Source organism: Bradyrhizobium sp. 482_C4_N1_8, from assembly GCF_052075965.1.
GTDB classification, from domain to species: Bacteria; Pseudomonadota; Alphaproteobacteria; order Rhizobiales; family Xanthobacteraceae; genus Bradyrhizobium; species Bradyrhizobium barranii.
In genome coordinates this window covers 3,464,036-3,479,226 of the sequence record NZ_CP197231.1, presented here as the reverse complement: position 1 = coordinate 3,479,226, position 15,191 = coordinate 3,464,036, and the positions used below count along the sequence as shown (strand labels likewise).

The 15,191-nt window shown below is 64.6% G+C and carries 11 protein-coding genes, 1 tRNA gene and 2 riboswitches; of the genes, 8 read left to right on the top strand and 4 right to left on the bottom strand.

The genetic code is table 11. The annotated features are described in order from the left end of the window. The first annotated feature begins 11 nt into the window (after positions 1–11). A tRNA-Leu gene (locus tag AB7Z56_RS16230) sits at positions 12–100 on the top strand. Between the two features lie 122 nt (positions 101–222). On the opposite strand, the gene AB7Z56_RS16225 is transcribed toward AB7Z56_RS16230, so the two are convergent. Continuing rightward, on the bottom strand, positions 223–1,506 hold the full coding sequence (locus AB7Z56_RS16225) for a hypothetical protein (protein WP_283016935.1): 1,284 nt from the start codon (positions 1,504–1,506) through the stop codon (positions 223–225). 250 nt (positions 1,507–1,756) lie between these two features. Next, positions 1,757–2,536: a crotonase/enoyl-CoA hydratase family protein gene (locus AB7Z56_RS16220; protein WP_354124465.1), complete on the bottom strand. Its 780-nt coding sequence runs from the start codon at positions 2,534–2,536 to the stop codon at positions 1,757–1,759. Between the two features lie 98 nt (positions 2,537–2,634). Here AB7Z56_RS16220 and AB7Z56_RS16215 point away from each other — a divergent pair, with 98 nt between their 5' ends. Together AB7Z56_RS16215 and AB7Z56_RS16210 are read left to right on the top strand one after the other, a co-directional pair. After that, positions 2,635–3,216, top strand: coding sequence for a TetR/AcrR family transcriptional regulator (locus tag AB7Z56_RS16215; protein WP_283016937.1), 582 nt, complete (start codon positions 2,635–2,637; stop codon positions 3,214–3,216). 180 nt (positions 3,217–3,396) lie between these two features. Next, positions 3,397–4,599 (top strand): multidrug effflux MFS transporter, encoded by a 1,203-nt coding sequence (locus tag AB7Z56_RS16210; protein ID WP_404979444.1) that lies wholly within the window; start codon positions 3,397–3,399, stop codon positions 4,597–4,599. Positions 4,600–4,802: 203 nt separating this feature from the next. Here AB7Z56_RS16210 and AB7Z56_RS16205 read toward each other — a convergent pair whose 3' ends face one another. Beyond that, positions 4,803–6,398 (bottom strand): glycosyltransferase family 39 protein, encoded by a 1,596-nt coding sequence (locus AB7Z56_RS16205; protein WP_283016938.1) that lies wholly within the window; start codon positions 6,396–6,398, stop codon positions 4,803–4,805. A 213-nt stretch (positions 6,399–6,611) separates the two neighbouring features. After that, positions 6,612–8,222, bottom strand: a complete 1,611-nt coding sequence (locus AB7Z56_RS16200; RefSeq protein WP_063982465.1) for an ABC transporter substrate-binding protein — start codon at positions 8,220–8,222, stop codon at positions 6,612–6,614. Between the two features lie 267 nt (positions 8,223–8,489). On the opposite strand from AB7Z56_RS16200, the gene AB7Z56_RS16195 reads away from it, so the two are divergent. The 5 genes from AB7Z56_RS16195 to AB7Z56_RS16175 all read left to right on the top strand — a co-directional run bounded on the left by AB7Z56_RS16195 (position 8,490) and on the right by AB7Z56_RS16175 (position 14,999). Further along, positions 8,490–9,620: a M20/M25/M40 family metallo-hydrolase gene (locus AB7Z56_RS16195; RefSeq protein ID WP_283016939.1), complete on the top strand. Its 1,131-nt coding sequence runs from the start codon at positions 8,490–8,492 to the stop codon at positions 9,618–9,620. A 95-nt stretch (positions 9,621–9,715) separates the two neighbouring features. Continuing rightward, positions 9,716–9,819, top strand: a riboswitch (glycine riboswitch). 3 nt (positions 9,820–9,822) lie between these two features. Then, a riboswitch (glycine riboswitch) is annotated at positions 9,823–9,937 on the top strand. Positions 9,938–10,004: 67 nt separating this feature from the next. Beyond that, positions 10,005–11,306: a D-amino acid dehydrogenase gene (locus tag AB7Z56_RS16190; protein ID WP_354100268.1), complete on the top strand. Its 1,302-nt coding sequence runs from the start codon at positions 10,005–10,007 to the stop codon at positions 11,304–11,306. Between the two features lie 181 nt (positions 11,307–11,487). Further along, a complete protein-coding gene (locus tag AB7Z56_RS16185; RefSeq protein ID WP_014494267.1) occupies positions 11,488–12,429 on the top strand; it encodes an ABC transporter permease in 942 nt (313 codons plus the stop codon). A gap of 18 nt (positions 12,430–12,447) precedes the next feature. Further along, complete coding sequence (locus AB7Z56_RS16180; protein WP_028150021.1) at positions 12,448–13,335, top strand: ABC transporter permease; 888 nt, start codon at positions 12,448–12,450, stop codon at positions 13,333–13,335. Positions 13,336–13,349: 14 nt separating this feature from the next. Continuing rightward, positions 13,350–14,999 carry an ABC transporter ATP-binding protein gene (locus AB7Z56_RS16175; RefSeq protein ID WP_063986265.1) on the top strand — a complete coding sequence of 550 codons (1,650 nt, stop codon included), beginning with the start codon at positions 13,350–13,352 and terminating at the stop codon, positions 14,997–14,999. Positions 15,000–15,191: the final 192 nt, after the last annotated feature.

The window sequence follows — 15,191 nt, the reverse complement described above, 5'->3', positions numbered from 1 at the left end:
CGTTGGATCAAGCGGGCATGGCGGAATTGGTAGACGCAAGGGACTTAAAATCCCTCGGCGCGCAAGCGCTGTGCCGGTTCGACCCCGGCTGCCCGCACCATCGGAGCTGACGGGGCGAGCCTCCGCCCAAAGGCGGACGGCAGACCGATGCTGTCACGGACCGGCTATGGCCTGCGCGGGGGCAAGGCGCCGTCCCTTTTGCGGCGGACGGGGCGGCATGCATTATGACTGCGCACCTTCCGTCTCCAGCCGCTTCGGCTCGGCACGAAAGTCGAGCAGCAGGATCCAGAAACTTGTCAGCGCAATGATGAGGAGGATGAAGCTGCCCTCGAATGCCGTCCCCAGAATCGAGATCAGTGCCGGAAAGGCGAGACCGACGGCGAGGAACGCGGCGAGTGCCAGGGCCGGAAGATCGACGACGAGGATCGCGGCATAAAGCGCGAGCTCGAAAAAGGCATATTCCTTGAGGCGCGGCGAGCTGAGATAGAGCGCAAACATCGCGAACACCGTGATGCGCATGGCGACGCGGGGATGATCCATCAGCCAGCGATCCAGTCGCACAAGAAGCGATCCGCCTTCCTGCGCCGGCTCGCTCGTGACCACGCGCAGGATGGACAAGGCGAACGGCACCAGCACGAGCGCGAGTGCTGCGCATGCATAGGTCGCGAACGTCACCGCCTTGCTGTCACCGAGGCCGGCATGATCCATGAGGTCGCGCGCCGCCAGCAGCAGCGACGGATTGATCTCGAAGAGATCGACGAGATGCTGGTCGGGGATCTTTCCGCTCATCGCCAGTTGCCAGCTTGCGAACAGCTCGGGGTACATCAGCCGCGATATCAGGATCGGCAATGCGAAGCTGAACGCCGCAACCACGATCAGCGTGAGCTTGCGGCCGCGCGGCAGCGGCAGGAAATAGAGCGCGGCCAGCACGGGAAAGAACACCAGCTTGAACGACGTCACGAGGCCGAGCAGCGCGGCGCCGGCGAGCCGCAACGGAAAGCTGCGGTCCTCAGACGCGCCGGACGCAGACGGAGAAAGCAGAAACCTCAACGCGACCGCGGTCAGCACGCCGCTCAGGATCGCGAAGTTGCCGGACGCCTGCACCCATTCGAAACCGACGAACGCGCCGAGCGCGCAGAGCACCCTCAGCGCAACATCGCGCGCGCCCGGGCGCGTTCGGCCAAGACCGGGCAAGAGGAGCCCGCAAAGCACGGTGAGGACAGGAAAGATGCCTTTGTAGTGATCGACCAGAAGTCCACCCGCGCACAAGGGACGGAAGATATCCAGCGTCACCGGCAGATAGGGATAAGAGAGCTTGGTGCCCTTCAGGTTCTTGACGAAATAGGGATCGAGCCCGCTGGCATACGCATCGACCGCCGCGCAATTGACGCGGGTGTCCCAGCCATATTTCATATCGAGCACGGCATCGTTGGCGAGATTGCCGAGCACCAGCAGTGCAGTCAGTGCGACCAGGCAGGCAAGCCAGAAATTCCGCCGCGAAGCCATGTCGGCCGAGGGTTCCAACCATCGTGCTGCACCGGTGACGTCGGACACAATCGGATACCTTGTTTGGCCGGGTCTCTCCCGGCGCCAACTCGGCGCCAGCCCGTGCCACCATGGACAGGATGGGTTGCGGATTCATCTCCCCTGTGCGTTGCGCTCGCGCTTATGGTGAATCCTTGGTTGCCAGCCGCCCGCCTGGACGGCGGGGAACCGGTTCCCTGTTGCCACGACCGCCAAATCCGCCGCGCCAGCCCTACCGCGACGCGCGGACGGCAAGCCAGGCGTCGAGCGCTTCGCGCGTGTCCCGTGTCGCCGCCATGCGTGCGAACTGCTCGCTCTCGATGGCGAGGCCTTCCGAGATCGAGACGTTGAGGCCCCGCGTGGCGGCGGTGATGACGCGGGCGACCGCCAGGTGCGAATGCCGCGTGATGCGGTCTGCCAGCGCGAAGGCTGCGTCCAGCAGCTGCCCGTGCGGCACGACCTGGTTGACCAAACCGATCTCATGAGCCCGCTGTGGTGAAAAGGAATCTCCTGTCAGGAGATATTCGAGCGCCCGCTTCCGGCCTGCGAGCCGTGGCAGGCGCTGCGTGCCGCCGAAGGTCGGCGTGATTCCGATCGCAATCTCGGGCTTGGCAAAGCTCGCCCGCTCGCTCGCGACGGCGAGATGCACGGCTTCCGTGATCTCGCAGCCGCCGCCGAAGGCGATGCCGTTCACGGCGGCGATGATCGGCTTCGGAAACGCCTCCATGCGCGCCGTCATCGCCTGCCCGCGCCGCACGAAGGCCTTTACCGCCGCGTCCGGCCCGCATTTCACGCTCTCCGAGAACTCGGCGATGTCGGCGCCGGCCGAGAAGGCGCGGTCGCCCGCCCCGGTCAGGATCACGGCGCGGATATCGGCATCGTCCTCGATACGATCGAGGATCGCCATCAGGCGGTCGACGAGGGCGTAGCTCAGCGCATTGAGCTTGTTCGGGCGATTGAACGTCAGCAGCGCGACAGCGCCTCGCGTTTCGGAGAGTACGAGATCGGACAAGTGCAGGCTCCTTCCAGGTCGAATTCCAGGTCGAACAGGCGCGGAAGTCAGCCACAGCGGTCTTGTCGTGTATACTCACTAGGCAGTATACATTCGCGATGTCAGGCAAAGGCGACACCACTCGCGAGCAGATCGTCATCGCGGCGACGCGCCTGTTCTATGGCGAAGGCATCAGGGCGGTGAGCATGGACGCGGTCGCCGAGAAGGCCGGCGTCACCAAGAAGACGCTCTATTATCACTTCACCAGCAAGGACGAGCTCGTCGCCGAGACCATCGCGGCCAGGGACCAGCCGACGCTGGAGCTCTATATGCGCTGGTTCGCCGAGACCGAGGGCACGGTGGCCGACAAGGTCCGCGGTCTCTTCACAAGGCTCGGACGCTCCGTTAATACGCCGCGATGGCGCGGCTGCGGATTCCTGCGCACCATCGCCGAGCTCGCAAACACCCCGGCACATCCCGCGGTCAAGGCCGGCGCGGCGCACAAGAAGCGTTTTGAAGCGTGGCTCGAAACCGAATTGCGCGGGCATGGCGTTGCCGGTGCAGCGGCGGTCGCGCGCCAGCTCGTGATCCTGCTCGACGGCGCCACGACCGTGATGCTGATCCATCGCGATCTCGACTATGTCGACACCGCGGGACGGTTGGCGCTCGGCCTGGTCGAGCAGGCCGCTAGCGCACGATGATGGACGAGGCGGCCCTTCCCGAGCCCGGCGACATCACCAATTCTTGTGCACCCGCCTGTCAGCCATCCCGAAACATGGGTTGTGCGACGCAGCATAACCGATAGAAAAGCCTCTGATTTTCAGAGGTGAGCTTTGTCCGACGTCAATGCCGACGATTGGGTGTCCTCGGGACACCGGCCCATGGGTTTTCCAGAATTCGTCATCGTGATCGCGTCCATCATGGCGCTGAATCCGCTTGCGATGGACATGATGCTGCCGGCGCTGCCCAACATCGGGGCAGCCTTCGCCATTCCCAACGCCAACCATCTTCAGCTGGTGCTCTCGACCTTCCTGATCGGCTTCGGTGCCGGGCAGTTCGTCATGGGCCCGTTGTCGGACCGCTTCGGGCGCCGCCCGGTGCTGCTCGGCGGCATGGCCGTCTATGCGGTGGCGAGCGTGCTGGCGGTCGCCGCGCCCTCGTTCGAGACGCTGCTGCTGGCGCGCGCGCTGCAAGGGCTCGGCACGTCGGCGACGCGCGTGATCGCGACCTCGATCGTGCGCGACTGCTATGTCGGCCGCCGGATGGCGAGCGTGATGTCGCTCGCCATGATGGTGTTCATCGCGGTGCCGGTGATCGCGCCCTCGTTCGGGCAGGCGGTGCTGCTGGTCACGCAATGGCGCGGCATCTTCGTCGTACTGATGCTCTACGGACTGCTCGCGCTCGCATGGAGCGTGCTGCGGCTGCCCGAAACCCTTCCGGAGTCCGAGCGCAGGTCGCTGGCGCCCGCAGACGTGCTCTCGGCGTTCCGGCAGACCGTGACCAACCGCCAGACCATCGGCTATGCGACGGCCGCCGGCAGCGTGATAGGCGCGCTCTTTGCCTATGTCTTCTCGGCGCAGCAGGTCTTCACCGGCGTCTATCATCTCGGCCATTATTTCCCGATTGCCTTCGCCGCGATCGCGGCCGGCACCGCGATCGCCGGCTTCCTCAATGCGAAGCTGGTCGGACGGCTGGGCATGCGCGTGATCTCGCACGGCGCGCTGACGCTCTACACCGCGGTTGCGGGCGTGATGCTGCTGACGGAAAGCCTCGGCATGCTGCCGCTCTCGTTGTTCATGGTGCTGTCCGCCCTGATGATGTTCTCGTTCGGCATGATGGTCGCGAACTTCACCGCACTGGCCATGGAGCCGCAGGGCCATATCGCCGGCACCGCCTCCTCGCTCTACGGCTCGATCACGACGCTGATCGGCATCGTCGTCGGCATGGCGATCGGGCAGAGTTTCGACGGCACGCTGCTGCCGTTCTCGGTCGGCTTCTTCCTGTCGACGCTGGCGGCGCTTGCGATCGTGCTGGTGGTGGAAAAGGGACGGCTGTTCAAGCCGCATCATCGTCCCATCGCATGAGGAACTTCCCGGCCGCGTCGATGTTGTACTGCAGCAATTCGAAAGGCCGCCTCATGGAACCGGAACATCGCGAAGACAACACCACCCCGGATCGGGCGGAAACGGAACGCCCGACGTCGGGCGCCGACCGAACTGCGTTCACTCCCCCCTTCGCGAGCGAAGGCCTCGAGCGAATCCGCGACAGCCACTGCTGAGCGCAAAGCCTAGTCCGTCGGGCGCCTGCTGGCGCTGAAGTCCTGCGCGGCGCTCTCGGGCGTCGCGCTGCTCGTTCGCGGTGGCACGATCAGCACGACCACGTCTCGAGTCAGGCCGGGCCTGCCCCATAGCGTCGCCTGCACGGTGAACTGGCGCTTGACGAAATGCTCGGCGCGCGCGGACACGGACTCCATCCACCTGCCGCAATAGTCCTGGCCGCTGAAACAGAGCGCGGCCCAGCCGCGATCCAGTGTCGTCTTTCGCGGCATGCCCCATGTGTACTGAAACTCGAACGGCCGCGCGTAGTACGGATGGTCCGGACTGTAGAACGCGGTCGCAAAGGCCAGCGAATCGTCGCCGCTGACGGCGCTGAGGGGCTCGCCGGTCAGCTCGTGCCATTCCCGGGTGAGCTCACTGGCTACCTGCGCGTAGAAATTCCGGCCCTCTTCGTAGCCGTGATTGTTGCGATAGACGGCGTGAATCGGAGCGGCGACGAAGACAGCGGCGAGCCCAACGATTGCGGTGATGACCGTGACATTGACGGTGTAGAATCTTTCGATCGGGTAGCGCGTGCCGCAAACGATCAGCACGACGAACAGGAACAGCCCTTGCAGCGCCCATAGCGACGGCAGATCGGTGCCCATCGCCAGCGACGTCAGGACCGGCAGCACGATCGTGCCGATCGCAACGTAAAAAAGAAGCCGCAGGCCGGAACTCATCGCGGCGAAGTCGGCCGCAAATTGTTTCAGCCGTGTGCCGGCGATGATCACCCAGAAGACGGCCGATACGCTGATGGCCGCCACGAGTCCGAGCAGGAAGTTCTGCACCTCGCCGAGCGAGCTCACGAAGTTGCCGTTGGCGTGCGCCATCGCGTAGGTGAAGGCCGACGCGCCCGTCGTCGCGAGCCAGTAGATATGCGGCGACAACATCGCGACCCCGACCACGACCGATATCCACGGCGAAGCGGACGCGAAATAGGCGCGGCGCGCGGGATGCGCCAGCGCGGCAAATGCAAAGCTCGCCACGAGGAAGACCGAATAATATTTGCCGACCATCGCCAGCGCCGTCGTGCATCCTACGGCGACCGCCCAGGCCGCGCTGCGGGTCTCGAACGCGCGCAGAAAACACCAGGTCGCGAGCGGCCAGAGCGCAAGCAGCACCGTATTGGCATTGAAGCGCTGGGCGTGGAATTGATAGGCCGGCGTCAGCATCAGGAGCAGCAGCACCAGGATGCGTTTGTGCCCGGTCACGAACTGCCGTGCGATCCGGTCGACGAAAAACAGGGCGAGCCCGGCATTGGCCATCGCCATCAATTGCAGCGACCAGTCGCTGAGCGGGAAGACGGAGGTCCACACCGCCGTAACCCAGCCCATCAGCGGCGGATGCTTGTGGTAGCCCCACGCGAAACGGCGCCCGAGCGTCCAGGCCTCGAGGGTATCAGGGTGCAGGCCGCTGCCGGCATAGGCAACGACCAGATAGATCGTCCAGAGCGCGACAAAGCACACAATGAGAAGCGGAACGGCCCAACCCGCCTCGACGCCGTCGAGCCAGCGCAGGAAAGGCCGCCGCCATCGCGCCGGCGCGCGATCGGACCGCTCGGCCATCGCCCGAAATGAAAAATCAATCGACACGGGACTCAAATGCAGGAAGGAAGTGATGTGCGAACCGCGCACATCTATTTCAAGTCAGAAACAAATAGCAATGATTGGACACTGGAAGAGTTAAAAGCTGACGCGAGGCTGACAAACGAAAACGGCGCCGCTGATGACAGCGACGCCGCGTAACGCTCGGGGAAGGCGCGCTGGCGCGCCCTCGCCTTACTCGGTCTTGTCGATGTTCCAGAACACCGGCGTCGCCGGGCCGTCGAGCACGCCGGTGAGCGACTTCCGCCACGCGCTCGGCGCCAGATACTGGCCGAGCGGCACGTAGATCACCTGGTCATAGGCTTCCTTCTGGATCTCGGTCGCGATCTTCTTCTGATCGTCGAGCGAGGCGGCGCGGACGAAGTCGTCCTTGAGCTTCTCGATCTTGGCGTTTTCCGCCCAGCCGAACCAGCCCTTCTTGCCCTGGCCGCCGATCGACAGATTGGCGATCGGGTTGGACACGTCGGCGCTGACCCAGTTGGTGAAGAACATGTTCCAGCCGCCCTCCTTCGGAGGCTTCTGGCTGGCGCGCCGGCTGACCACCGTCTGCCAGTCGGTCGCCTGCGCGTCGACCTTGAAGCCGGCCTCGCGGAGCAACTGCACCGCGACCGTCGGCTGCGCCTTCAGCGTCACGACGTCGCCGGGCACCATGACCACGACGGGCGTGCCGTCATAGCCGGACTCGGCGAGCGCCTTCTTGGCTTCGGCCATGCCGTTGCCCTTGACCAGCGATTCCGAGCCGACGTCGGTCGCGAACGGCGTATCGCAGATGAAGAACGCACCGCAGATCTTGTAGTATTTGGGATTGCCGACGAGCGCGTCGAGCACGTCCTTCTGATTCATCGCCAGAAGTGCGGCACGGCGGATCTTCGGATTGTCGAAGGGCGGATAGAGGAAGTTCATGCGCCCAAGGGTCTGGTAGCCGAACTTGTTCAGCGTCTCGGTCTTGAGGTCGGCATTGCCTTCAAGGACGGGCAGCAGATCCCACGGCGGCACTTCCATGAAGTCGATGTCGCCCGATTGCAGCGCGTTCACTGCGGTCTGCGCATCCGGCATGGTGATCCATTCGACGCGATCGACCTTGACCACCTTGCCTCCGGCAGTCCAGCTCGACGCCTCCTTGCGCGGCACGTAGTCGGTGTTCTTGACGTACACCGCCTTCACGCCGGGCTGGAATTCGCCCTGCACGAACTTGAACGGGCCGGAGCCGATCTGCTCGGGGATCTGCTTGTCCGGCGGCGTTTCGGCGAGACGCTTCGGCATCATGAAGGCGACGCGCGAGGACGGCTTGCCGATGGATTCGAGCACGAGGCCGTAGGGCTCCTTCAGCTTCAGCGTGATCGTCTTGGGGTCGGTCGCCTCGATGCTCGCAGTAAACTGCATCATCTGCTGGCCCATGCCGTCGACCGCGGCCCAGCGCTTCAGCGAAGCGGCGCAGTCTTCCGCCGTCACCGGCGTACCGTCGTGCCACTTCAGGCCGTCGCGCAGCGTGAAGGTGTAGGTGAGCTTGTCGTCGGAGATCTTCCAGTCCGCCATCTGCGGCTGGATCTTGAAGTTCGAGTCCGTCGCGATCAGCGTGTCGTAGACCATGTAGCCATGGTCACGCGTGATGTAGGCGGTGGTGAAAATCGGATCGATGATGCGCAGATCCGAATGCATCACCGCAGTGATGGTCTTGCTGGCGGCGGCAAGTACCGGCGAGGCCATCGCCGTCGAAAGCGCAACGACCGATAGCGCAAGTGTGGAGGCGAACGCGCGACGCCCCCGGCGCATCAAGCTCAACATAAAAGTTTCTCCTGACGTGAAACTGTTCAAAGGCAGGTTATTGGTTGAGCATTCGGTTCGTTCTTTAGGCGAACTAACCTCATGCGATGCCTTTGTCTTTCGAGACTTGCAGACAGTGTTGAGCGCGTCAATCCGGTTTCGCTGCAGCCCCAAGCGGCGCGCCCACGGGCTCCACAAAGATCGGTTTGGCTCTACAACGCTTTCCGCCAGTCCCGTCCGCGCCAATGCAATGCGCGTTCCATCTTTCGAAGCTTGAGAGACATTAAGATGAATCCAGCCAATCTTCCCTTCGATTCCGAGGCGATGCTCGAGGGCCTGCGCACCTGGGTGGAATGCGAGAGCCCGACCTGGGACGCGGGTGCCGTCAACCGCATGCTCGATATCGCAGCGCGGGATATGGCGATCATGGGTGCGACGATCGAACGCATCGGCGGCCGACAGGGCTTCGGCGGCGTGATCCGCGCGCGCTTCCCGCATCCGAAGCAGGGCGAGCCGGGCATCCTGATCGCCGGCCACATGGATACCGTCCACCCGGTCGGCACCATCGAGAAGCTGAAATGGCGGCGTGAGGGCAACAAGTGCTACGGCCCCGGCATCTACGACATGAAGGGCGGCAACTATCTCTCGCTGGAAGCGATCCGGCAGCTGGCACGTGCTTCCTTCACCACGCCGTTGCCGATCACGGTGCTGTTTACGCCCGACGAGGAAGTCGGCACGCCCTCGACGCGCGACATCATCGAGGCGGAGGCCGCGCGCAACAAATATGTGCTGGTGCCCGAACCGGGCCGCGCCGACAACGGTGTCACCACCGGACGTTACGCCATCGCGCGTTTCAATCTGGAAGCGACGGGCCGGCCGAGCCATGCCGGCGCGACATTGTCGGCCGGACGCTCGGCGATCCGCGAGATGGCGCGGCAGATCCTCGCCATCGACGCGATGACGACGGAGGACTGCACCTTCTCGGTCGGCGTCGTGCACGGCGGACAATGGGTCAATTGCGTTGCCACGACCGCCACCGGCGAGGCGCTGTCCATGGCCAAGCGCCAGGCCGATCTCGACCGCGGCGTCGAGCGGATGCTGGCGTTGTCGGGCACGTCCAATGATGTCACGTTCAAGGTGACGCGCGGCGTCACGCGCCCCGTATGGGAGCCCGATGCCGGCACCATGGCGCTGTATGAAAAGGCGCGCGGCATCGCCAAATCGCTCGGCACTGAGCTGCCGCATGCGAGCTCCGGCGGCGGCTCCGACGGCAACTTTACCGGCGCGATGGGCATCCCGACGCTCGACGGCCTCGGCGTGCGTGGCGGCAACGGCCACACGCTGGAAGAATTCATCGAGGTCGAGAGCCTGGTTGAACGCGGGCGCCTTATGGCGGGCCTGCTGGCGACCCTGGAGTAAATTGAATCAACTTCGCACTGCACAATGCGTTGGCAGTCGCGGTTTAAATTTAGCCTTGTCTAAAAATGAGGCGCATCGTACTGCTCGATTGTCCACGCGACGATGCGGGAGAGATCGCAACGAGAGTTCAGGCTTTCGTTGCGGCGCCGACGGAGCAACCGCCCCGGAAACTCTCAGGCAAAAGGACCGTATCGTCAGGACGATCTGGAGAGAGGCGGCACGGCCAATGTGGTCGTGACGTCCACCGAAGGGGATAGTCCGGAGCTGACCTCGCCGAGGTCCGCGCCGGATCAAGCTCTCAGGTAACCGTGACAGATGGGGCGCCGCCAACGGCCTTTGGCCGGCGGTTAGCCGACTCTAACTCACGGGAGCCCCGAACCTGCCATGACCCATATCGCCATCATCGGCGCCGGCATCACCGGCGTAACGACCGCCTATGCCCTGCTCGAACGCGGATACAAGGTGACGGTGCTCGACAAGCACCGCTACGCCGCGATGGAGACGTCCTTCGCCAACGGCGGACAGCTCTCCGCCAGCAATGCCGAAGTGTGGAACAGCACCGCCACGATCCTGAAAGGCCTGCGCTGGATGTTCCGGCGCGATGCGCCGCTGCTGATGAACCCGCGGCCGAACTGGCACAAATATTCGTGGATGAGCGAGTTCGTCGCCAATATCGGCAACTACCGCGCCAACACGGTTCAGACCACGCGGCTCGCGATCGAAGCCCGCAAGCATCTGTTCGAGATCGCGGAGCGCGAAGGCATCGACTTCGATCTCGAACGCCGCGGCATCCTGCACATCTATCACGACAAGAGGGGTTTTGAATCCGGCCTGCAGGTCAATGCGCTGCTGAAGGAAGGCGGGCTCGATCGCCGCCCGGTGACGCCGGAGGAGATCCGCGCCATCGAGCCGACGCTGCGCAAGGACTATTTTGGCGGCTTCTACACGCCGTCGGATGCGACCGGCGATATCCACAAGTTCACGCGCGGACTTGCGGAAGCCTGCAAGCGGCGCGGCGCGACCTTTATCCACGAAGCCAACATCGATTCCATTGCCCAGGCAGGTGGCGGCTTTGTCATCGGCTGGGCTGATCTTTCGGCCAGTGATGCTGTCGCATCCGCGCGCGGCATGCTGAAGGCGGATGGCGTCGTGGTCTGCGCCGGTGTGGCCAGCCGCCACTTCGCCGCCCTCCTCGACGAGCGCGTCAACGTCTATCCGGTGAAGGGCTATTCGATCACCGTTCAGCTCGACACTGCCGCAAGCCGCAATGCGACGCCGACCGTGAGCCTGCTCGACGAAGCCGCCAAGATCGTCACCAGCCGGCTCGGCGCCGATCGTTTCCGCGTCGCAGGCACCGCCGAATTCAACGACTTCAACCGCGACATCCGCGCCGACCGCGTGCAGCCGCTGGTCGACTGGGTGCGCAGCAACTTCCCCGGCGTCGAAACGTCCAAGGTCGTGCCTTGGGCCGGGCTGCGGCCGATGATGCCGAACATGATGCCCGTGGTGCGCGCAGGACGGATGCCGGGCGTGTTCTTCAACACCGGTCACGGCCATCTCGGCTGGACCTTGTCGGCGGCGACCGCGCAGATGATTGCCGGGACCATCGACGGCTGGCGCGGGCTCAACGCACCGCCGACCGCACCCTCACTCAGGGTTGAGCGCGAGTTCCGCCATGCATCCTGAGTGGCCGATATCGGAGGCTCGGCGGCCTCTTGCGACCGCCCTGCCCTTGGCACACAATTTGCCCCGAAAGGTCGGCTTCTCCGGCCGGCTTTCCAGCCCGAGTGACAGGCGTGCATGATAGACAGAACCGATTCCACAGGGGCCTCTCGGCCCCACAAGTTCCGCAGCCGGAGATAGGTGCATGCTAGGTTATCTCATTCGCCGCGTTCTGGCCGCGGTGCCCGTGATGGGCGTCGTCGCGCTGTTCGTCTTCCTGCTGCTGCGGCTGACGCCGGGCGATCCCGCCGCCATTCTCGCCGGCGATAACGCCACGCCGGAACGGCTGGAACGCATCCGCGACTCGCTCGGCCTCAACGAACCGCTGATCGTGCAATTCATCACCTGGGTGAACAAGCTGCTGCACGGCGATCTCGGAACGTCGCTGATCTCCAACCTGCCAGTCATGAAGATGATCAGCCAGCGCGTCGAGCCGTCGATTTCGATCGCGCTCTCGACGATCATTCTCGCCGTGATCGTCGCCGTGCCGCTCGGCGTCATCGCGGCGTGGAAGCACGGCACCTGGATCGACCGTTTCGTGATGGGCCTCTCCGTGCTCGGCTTCTCCGTGCCGGTGTTCGTGGTCGGCTATCTCCTGATCGAGGTCTTCGCGATCGACCTGCGCTGGGTGCCGGTGCAGGGCTTCCGCAGCATCTTCAACGGCTTTGGACCGTTCTTCGAGCGCATCATCCTGCCGACCTGCGCGCTCTCGTTCATCTACATCGCGCTGATCGCGCGCATGACGCGTGCGGCGATGCTCGACGTGCTCGGTGAGGACTACGTCCGCACCGCCCGCGCCAAGGGCATCAACGAGGTCGCCGTGATGATGCGCCATGCGCTGCGCAATGCCGCGGTGCCCGTCATCACCGTAATCGGCACCGGCTTTGCGCTGCTGATTTCCGGCGTCGTCGTCACCGAGAGCGTGTTCAACATCCCCGGCATCGGCCGCCTCACGGTAGACGCTGTGCTGGCGCGCGACTATCCGGTCATCCAGGCGATGATCCTGCTGACGTCGCTGATCTATGTCGTCGTCAATCTCCTGATCGACGTCGCCTATACGCTGCTCGATCCCCGGATCCGGTACTGAGGCAAGGATACCAACAATATGTCCGTCGATAGCCTCCCCCAGTCGTCCATTCCGATCACGTCGCCACTGCGGCCGCGTTTCGGATTCCTCACCTCGACGCCGATCATTGCGGCGGCCACGATCCTGCTCGCGCTGATCGTGCTGGTCTCGATCCTGGCGCCGCTGATCGCGCCGCACGATCCGGTCCAGCTTGCGCCCTCGCAGCGGCTGAAGCCGGCCTCGGCGCAGTTCCTGCTCGGCACCGACGCCTATGGCCGTGACCTCTTGTCGCGCGTCATCTATGGCGGCCGCATCTCGCTCCTGATCGGCATCGGCTCGGCGATCCTGTCGATCGTCATCGGCCTTGCGATCGGCCTCGTCTCCGGCTTCTTCAAGCTGGTCGATGCCGTCCTGATGCGCGTCATGGACGGCCTCATGGCGATGCCGAGCATCCTGCTCGCGATCGCCGTGGTGTCGCTGTCCGGCGCCAGCATCTGGACCGTGCTGGTCGCGATCACCATCCCCGAAATACCGCGCGTGGCACGCCTGGTACGCTCGGTCGTGCTGTCCGCGCGCGAGGAGCCTTACGTCGAGGCTGCGATCTCGGTCGGCTCCAGCCTGCCGAAGATCATGTGGCGCCATCTGATGCCGAACACGATCGCGCCGCTGATCGTCCAGGGCACCTATGTCTGCGCTTCCGCGATCCTGACCGAGGCCATCCTCTCCTTCCTCGGCGCCGGCATCTCGCCGGAGACGCCGACCTGGGGCAACATCATGGCCGAGGGCCGTCAGTATTTTCAGCTCAAGCCGACGCTGATCTTCTGGCCGGGCCTGCTGCTTTCGATCGCCATCCTCAGCATCAATCTGATCGGCGACGCCGCCCGCGACGCCCTCGATCCCCGCATGAAGCAGCGGGAGGGCAAGTGATGACGGATCAAGTGATGACCAACCCAGTTCTCGACATCAACAACCTCGTCGTCTCCATCGGCAAGAAGCCGAAGGGCGCAAACATCATCGACGGGATCTCGATCCAGGTGCATAAGGGCGAGACACTGTGTCTCGTCGGCGAAAGCGGCTCGGGCAAGTCGGTGACCTCGCTCACCACGATGGGCCTGCTGCCGAAGGGCACGCTGGTTCCGACCGGCGGCAGCGTCAAGCTGGTCGGCGAAGAGATTCTCACCGCGACCGATCGCCGCCTGCGCCAGCTCCGCGCGACGCAGATGGCGATGATCTTCCAGGAGCCGATGACCGCGCTCAATCCGGTGGTGCCGGTCGGCCGTCAGATCGACGAGGTCCTGCGCGCCCACACCGATCTCGACGCCAAGGCGCGGAAGAAGCGCATTCTCGACATGATGGAGCAGGTCCGCCTGCCCCAGGTCGAGCGTATCTTCGCCTCCTATCCGCATCGCCTGTCCGGCGGCCAGCGCCAGCGCATCATGATCGCGATGGCGCTGGTGCTGGAGCCGAAGCTGCTGATCGCCGACGAGCCGACCACCGCGCTCGACGTCACCACGCAGAAGCAGATCCTGACGCTGATCCGCGACCTCCAGCGCGATCACGGCACCGCCGTCCTGTTCATCACCCACGACATGGGCGTGGTCGCCGAGATCGCCGACCGCGTCGCCGTGATGCGGCAGGGCCGGCTGGTCGAGACCGGTCCGCTCGAGACCGTGCTGCGCAACCCGACCATGGAGTACACCCGCAATTTGCTTTCTGCGGTGCCGAGCCTGGTGCCGCGCGCGGCGCGGCCCGAGACCAAGGAGCCGGTGGTGCTGGAGGCCAACGAGCTCGGCAAGGTCTATAAGGAGCGCGCCTTCTTCGGCAAAGGCCGCGAGGTCGTCGCCGCCGACAAGGTCACGCTGACGCTGCGCAAGGGCCGCACGCTCGGCATCGTCGGCGAGAGCGGCTCGGGCAAGTCCACCGTCGCGCGGTGCATCGTGCGCCTGATCGATCCGACCTCCGGCGGCGTGCGTCTCGCCGGCCGCGAGATCGCCGACATCTCGCGCCGCCTGCTCCAGCCGCACCGGCAGAAGATCCAGATCGTGTTCCAGGATCCCTATCGCTCGCTCAACCCGCGCATTACCGTCGGCGAGAGCATCGCGGAAGGCCCGATCAATTACGGCACCTCGCATGCCGATGCGATGAAGCGGGCGCGCGAACTGCTCGAGCTCGTTGGCCTGCCCGCGGACGCAGTGACGCGCTATCCGCACCAGTTCTCCGGCGGCCAGCGCCAGCGCATCGCCATTGCGCGTGCGCTCGCGCTCGACCCCGACGTGCTGGTCGCGGACGAAGCGGTCTCGGCACTCGACGTCTCGGTTCAGGCGCAGGTGCTGGAACTGCTCGACGAGATCCAGAACCGGCTCGGCATCGCCATCCTGTTCATTACCCACGATCTGCGCGTCGCAGCCCAGATCTGCGACGAGGTCGTGGTGATGCAGCACGGCCGTGTCGTCGAACAGGGCCTGGCCGCCGAGGTGCTGACCCATCCGAAGGAAGCCTACACCAGGGCGCTGCTGGAGGCCGCACCGGGCCGCGGCTGGGATTTTGCGAACTTCAGGCCGGTGTCGGAAGGCGTCGCGGCTACGGCTTAGGTTTGTCCACTCGTCATTGCGAGCGGAGCGAAGCAATCCAGAGTCCCTCTGCGGAGACGGTCTGGATTGCTTCGCTTCACTCGCAATGACGGGTAGCGACCATCATCATTCGAAAATGACTTAAAGCCATGCGCGGCGGCATGGGCTCCTCGCTTGCCCCCGCCTCGAAGCCAAGGCTAACGTCGCGCACTT

Bases quoted from the DNA above. Each gene is read 5' to 3' on its own strand.
- AB7Z56_RS16225 (WP_283016935.1), bottom strand. From the start codon at position 1,506: ATGGCTTCGCGGCGGAATTTCTGGCTTGCCTGCCTGGTCGCACTGACT.
- AB7Z56_RS16215 (WP_283016937.1), top strand. From the start codon at position 2,635: ATGTCAGGCAAAGGCGACACCACTCGCGAGCAGATCGTCATCGCGGCG.
- AB7Z56_RS16210 (WP_404979444.1), top strand. From the start codon at position 3,397: ATGGGTTTTCCAGAATTCGTCATCGTGATCGCGTCCATCATGGCGCTG.
- AB7Z56_RS16205 (WP_283016938.1), bottom strand. From the start codon at position 6,398: ATGGCCGAGCGGTCCGATCGCGCGCCGGCGCGATGGCGGCGGCCTTTC.
- AB7Z56_RS16200 (WP_063982465.1), bottom strand. From the start codon at position 8,222: ATGTTGAGCTTGATGCGCCGGGGGCGTCGCGCGTTCGCCTCCACACTT.
- AB7Z56_RS16195 (WP_283016939.1), top strand. From the start codon at position 8,490: ATGAATCCAGCCAATCTTCCCTTCGATTCCGAGGCGATGCTCGAGGGC.
- AB7Z56_RS16190 (WP_354100268.1), top strand. From the start codon at position 10,005: ATGACCCATATCGCCATCATCGGCGCCGGCATCACCGGCGTAACGACC.
- AB7Z56_RS16185 (WP_014494267.1), top strand. From the start codon at position 11,488: ATGCTAGGTTATCTCATTCGCCGCGTTCTGGCCGCGGTGCCCGTGATG.
- AB7Z56_RS16180 (WP_028150021.1), top strand. From the start codon at position 12,448: ATGTCCGTCGATAGCCTCCCCCAGTCGTCCATTCCGATCACGTCGCCA.
- AB7Z56_RS16175 (WP_063986265.1), top strand. From the start codon at position 13,350: ATGACCAACCCAGTTCTCGACATCAACAACCTCGTCGTCTCCATCGGC.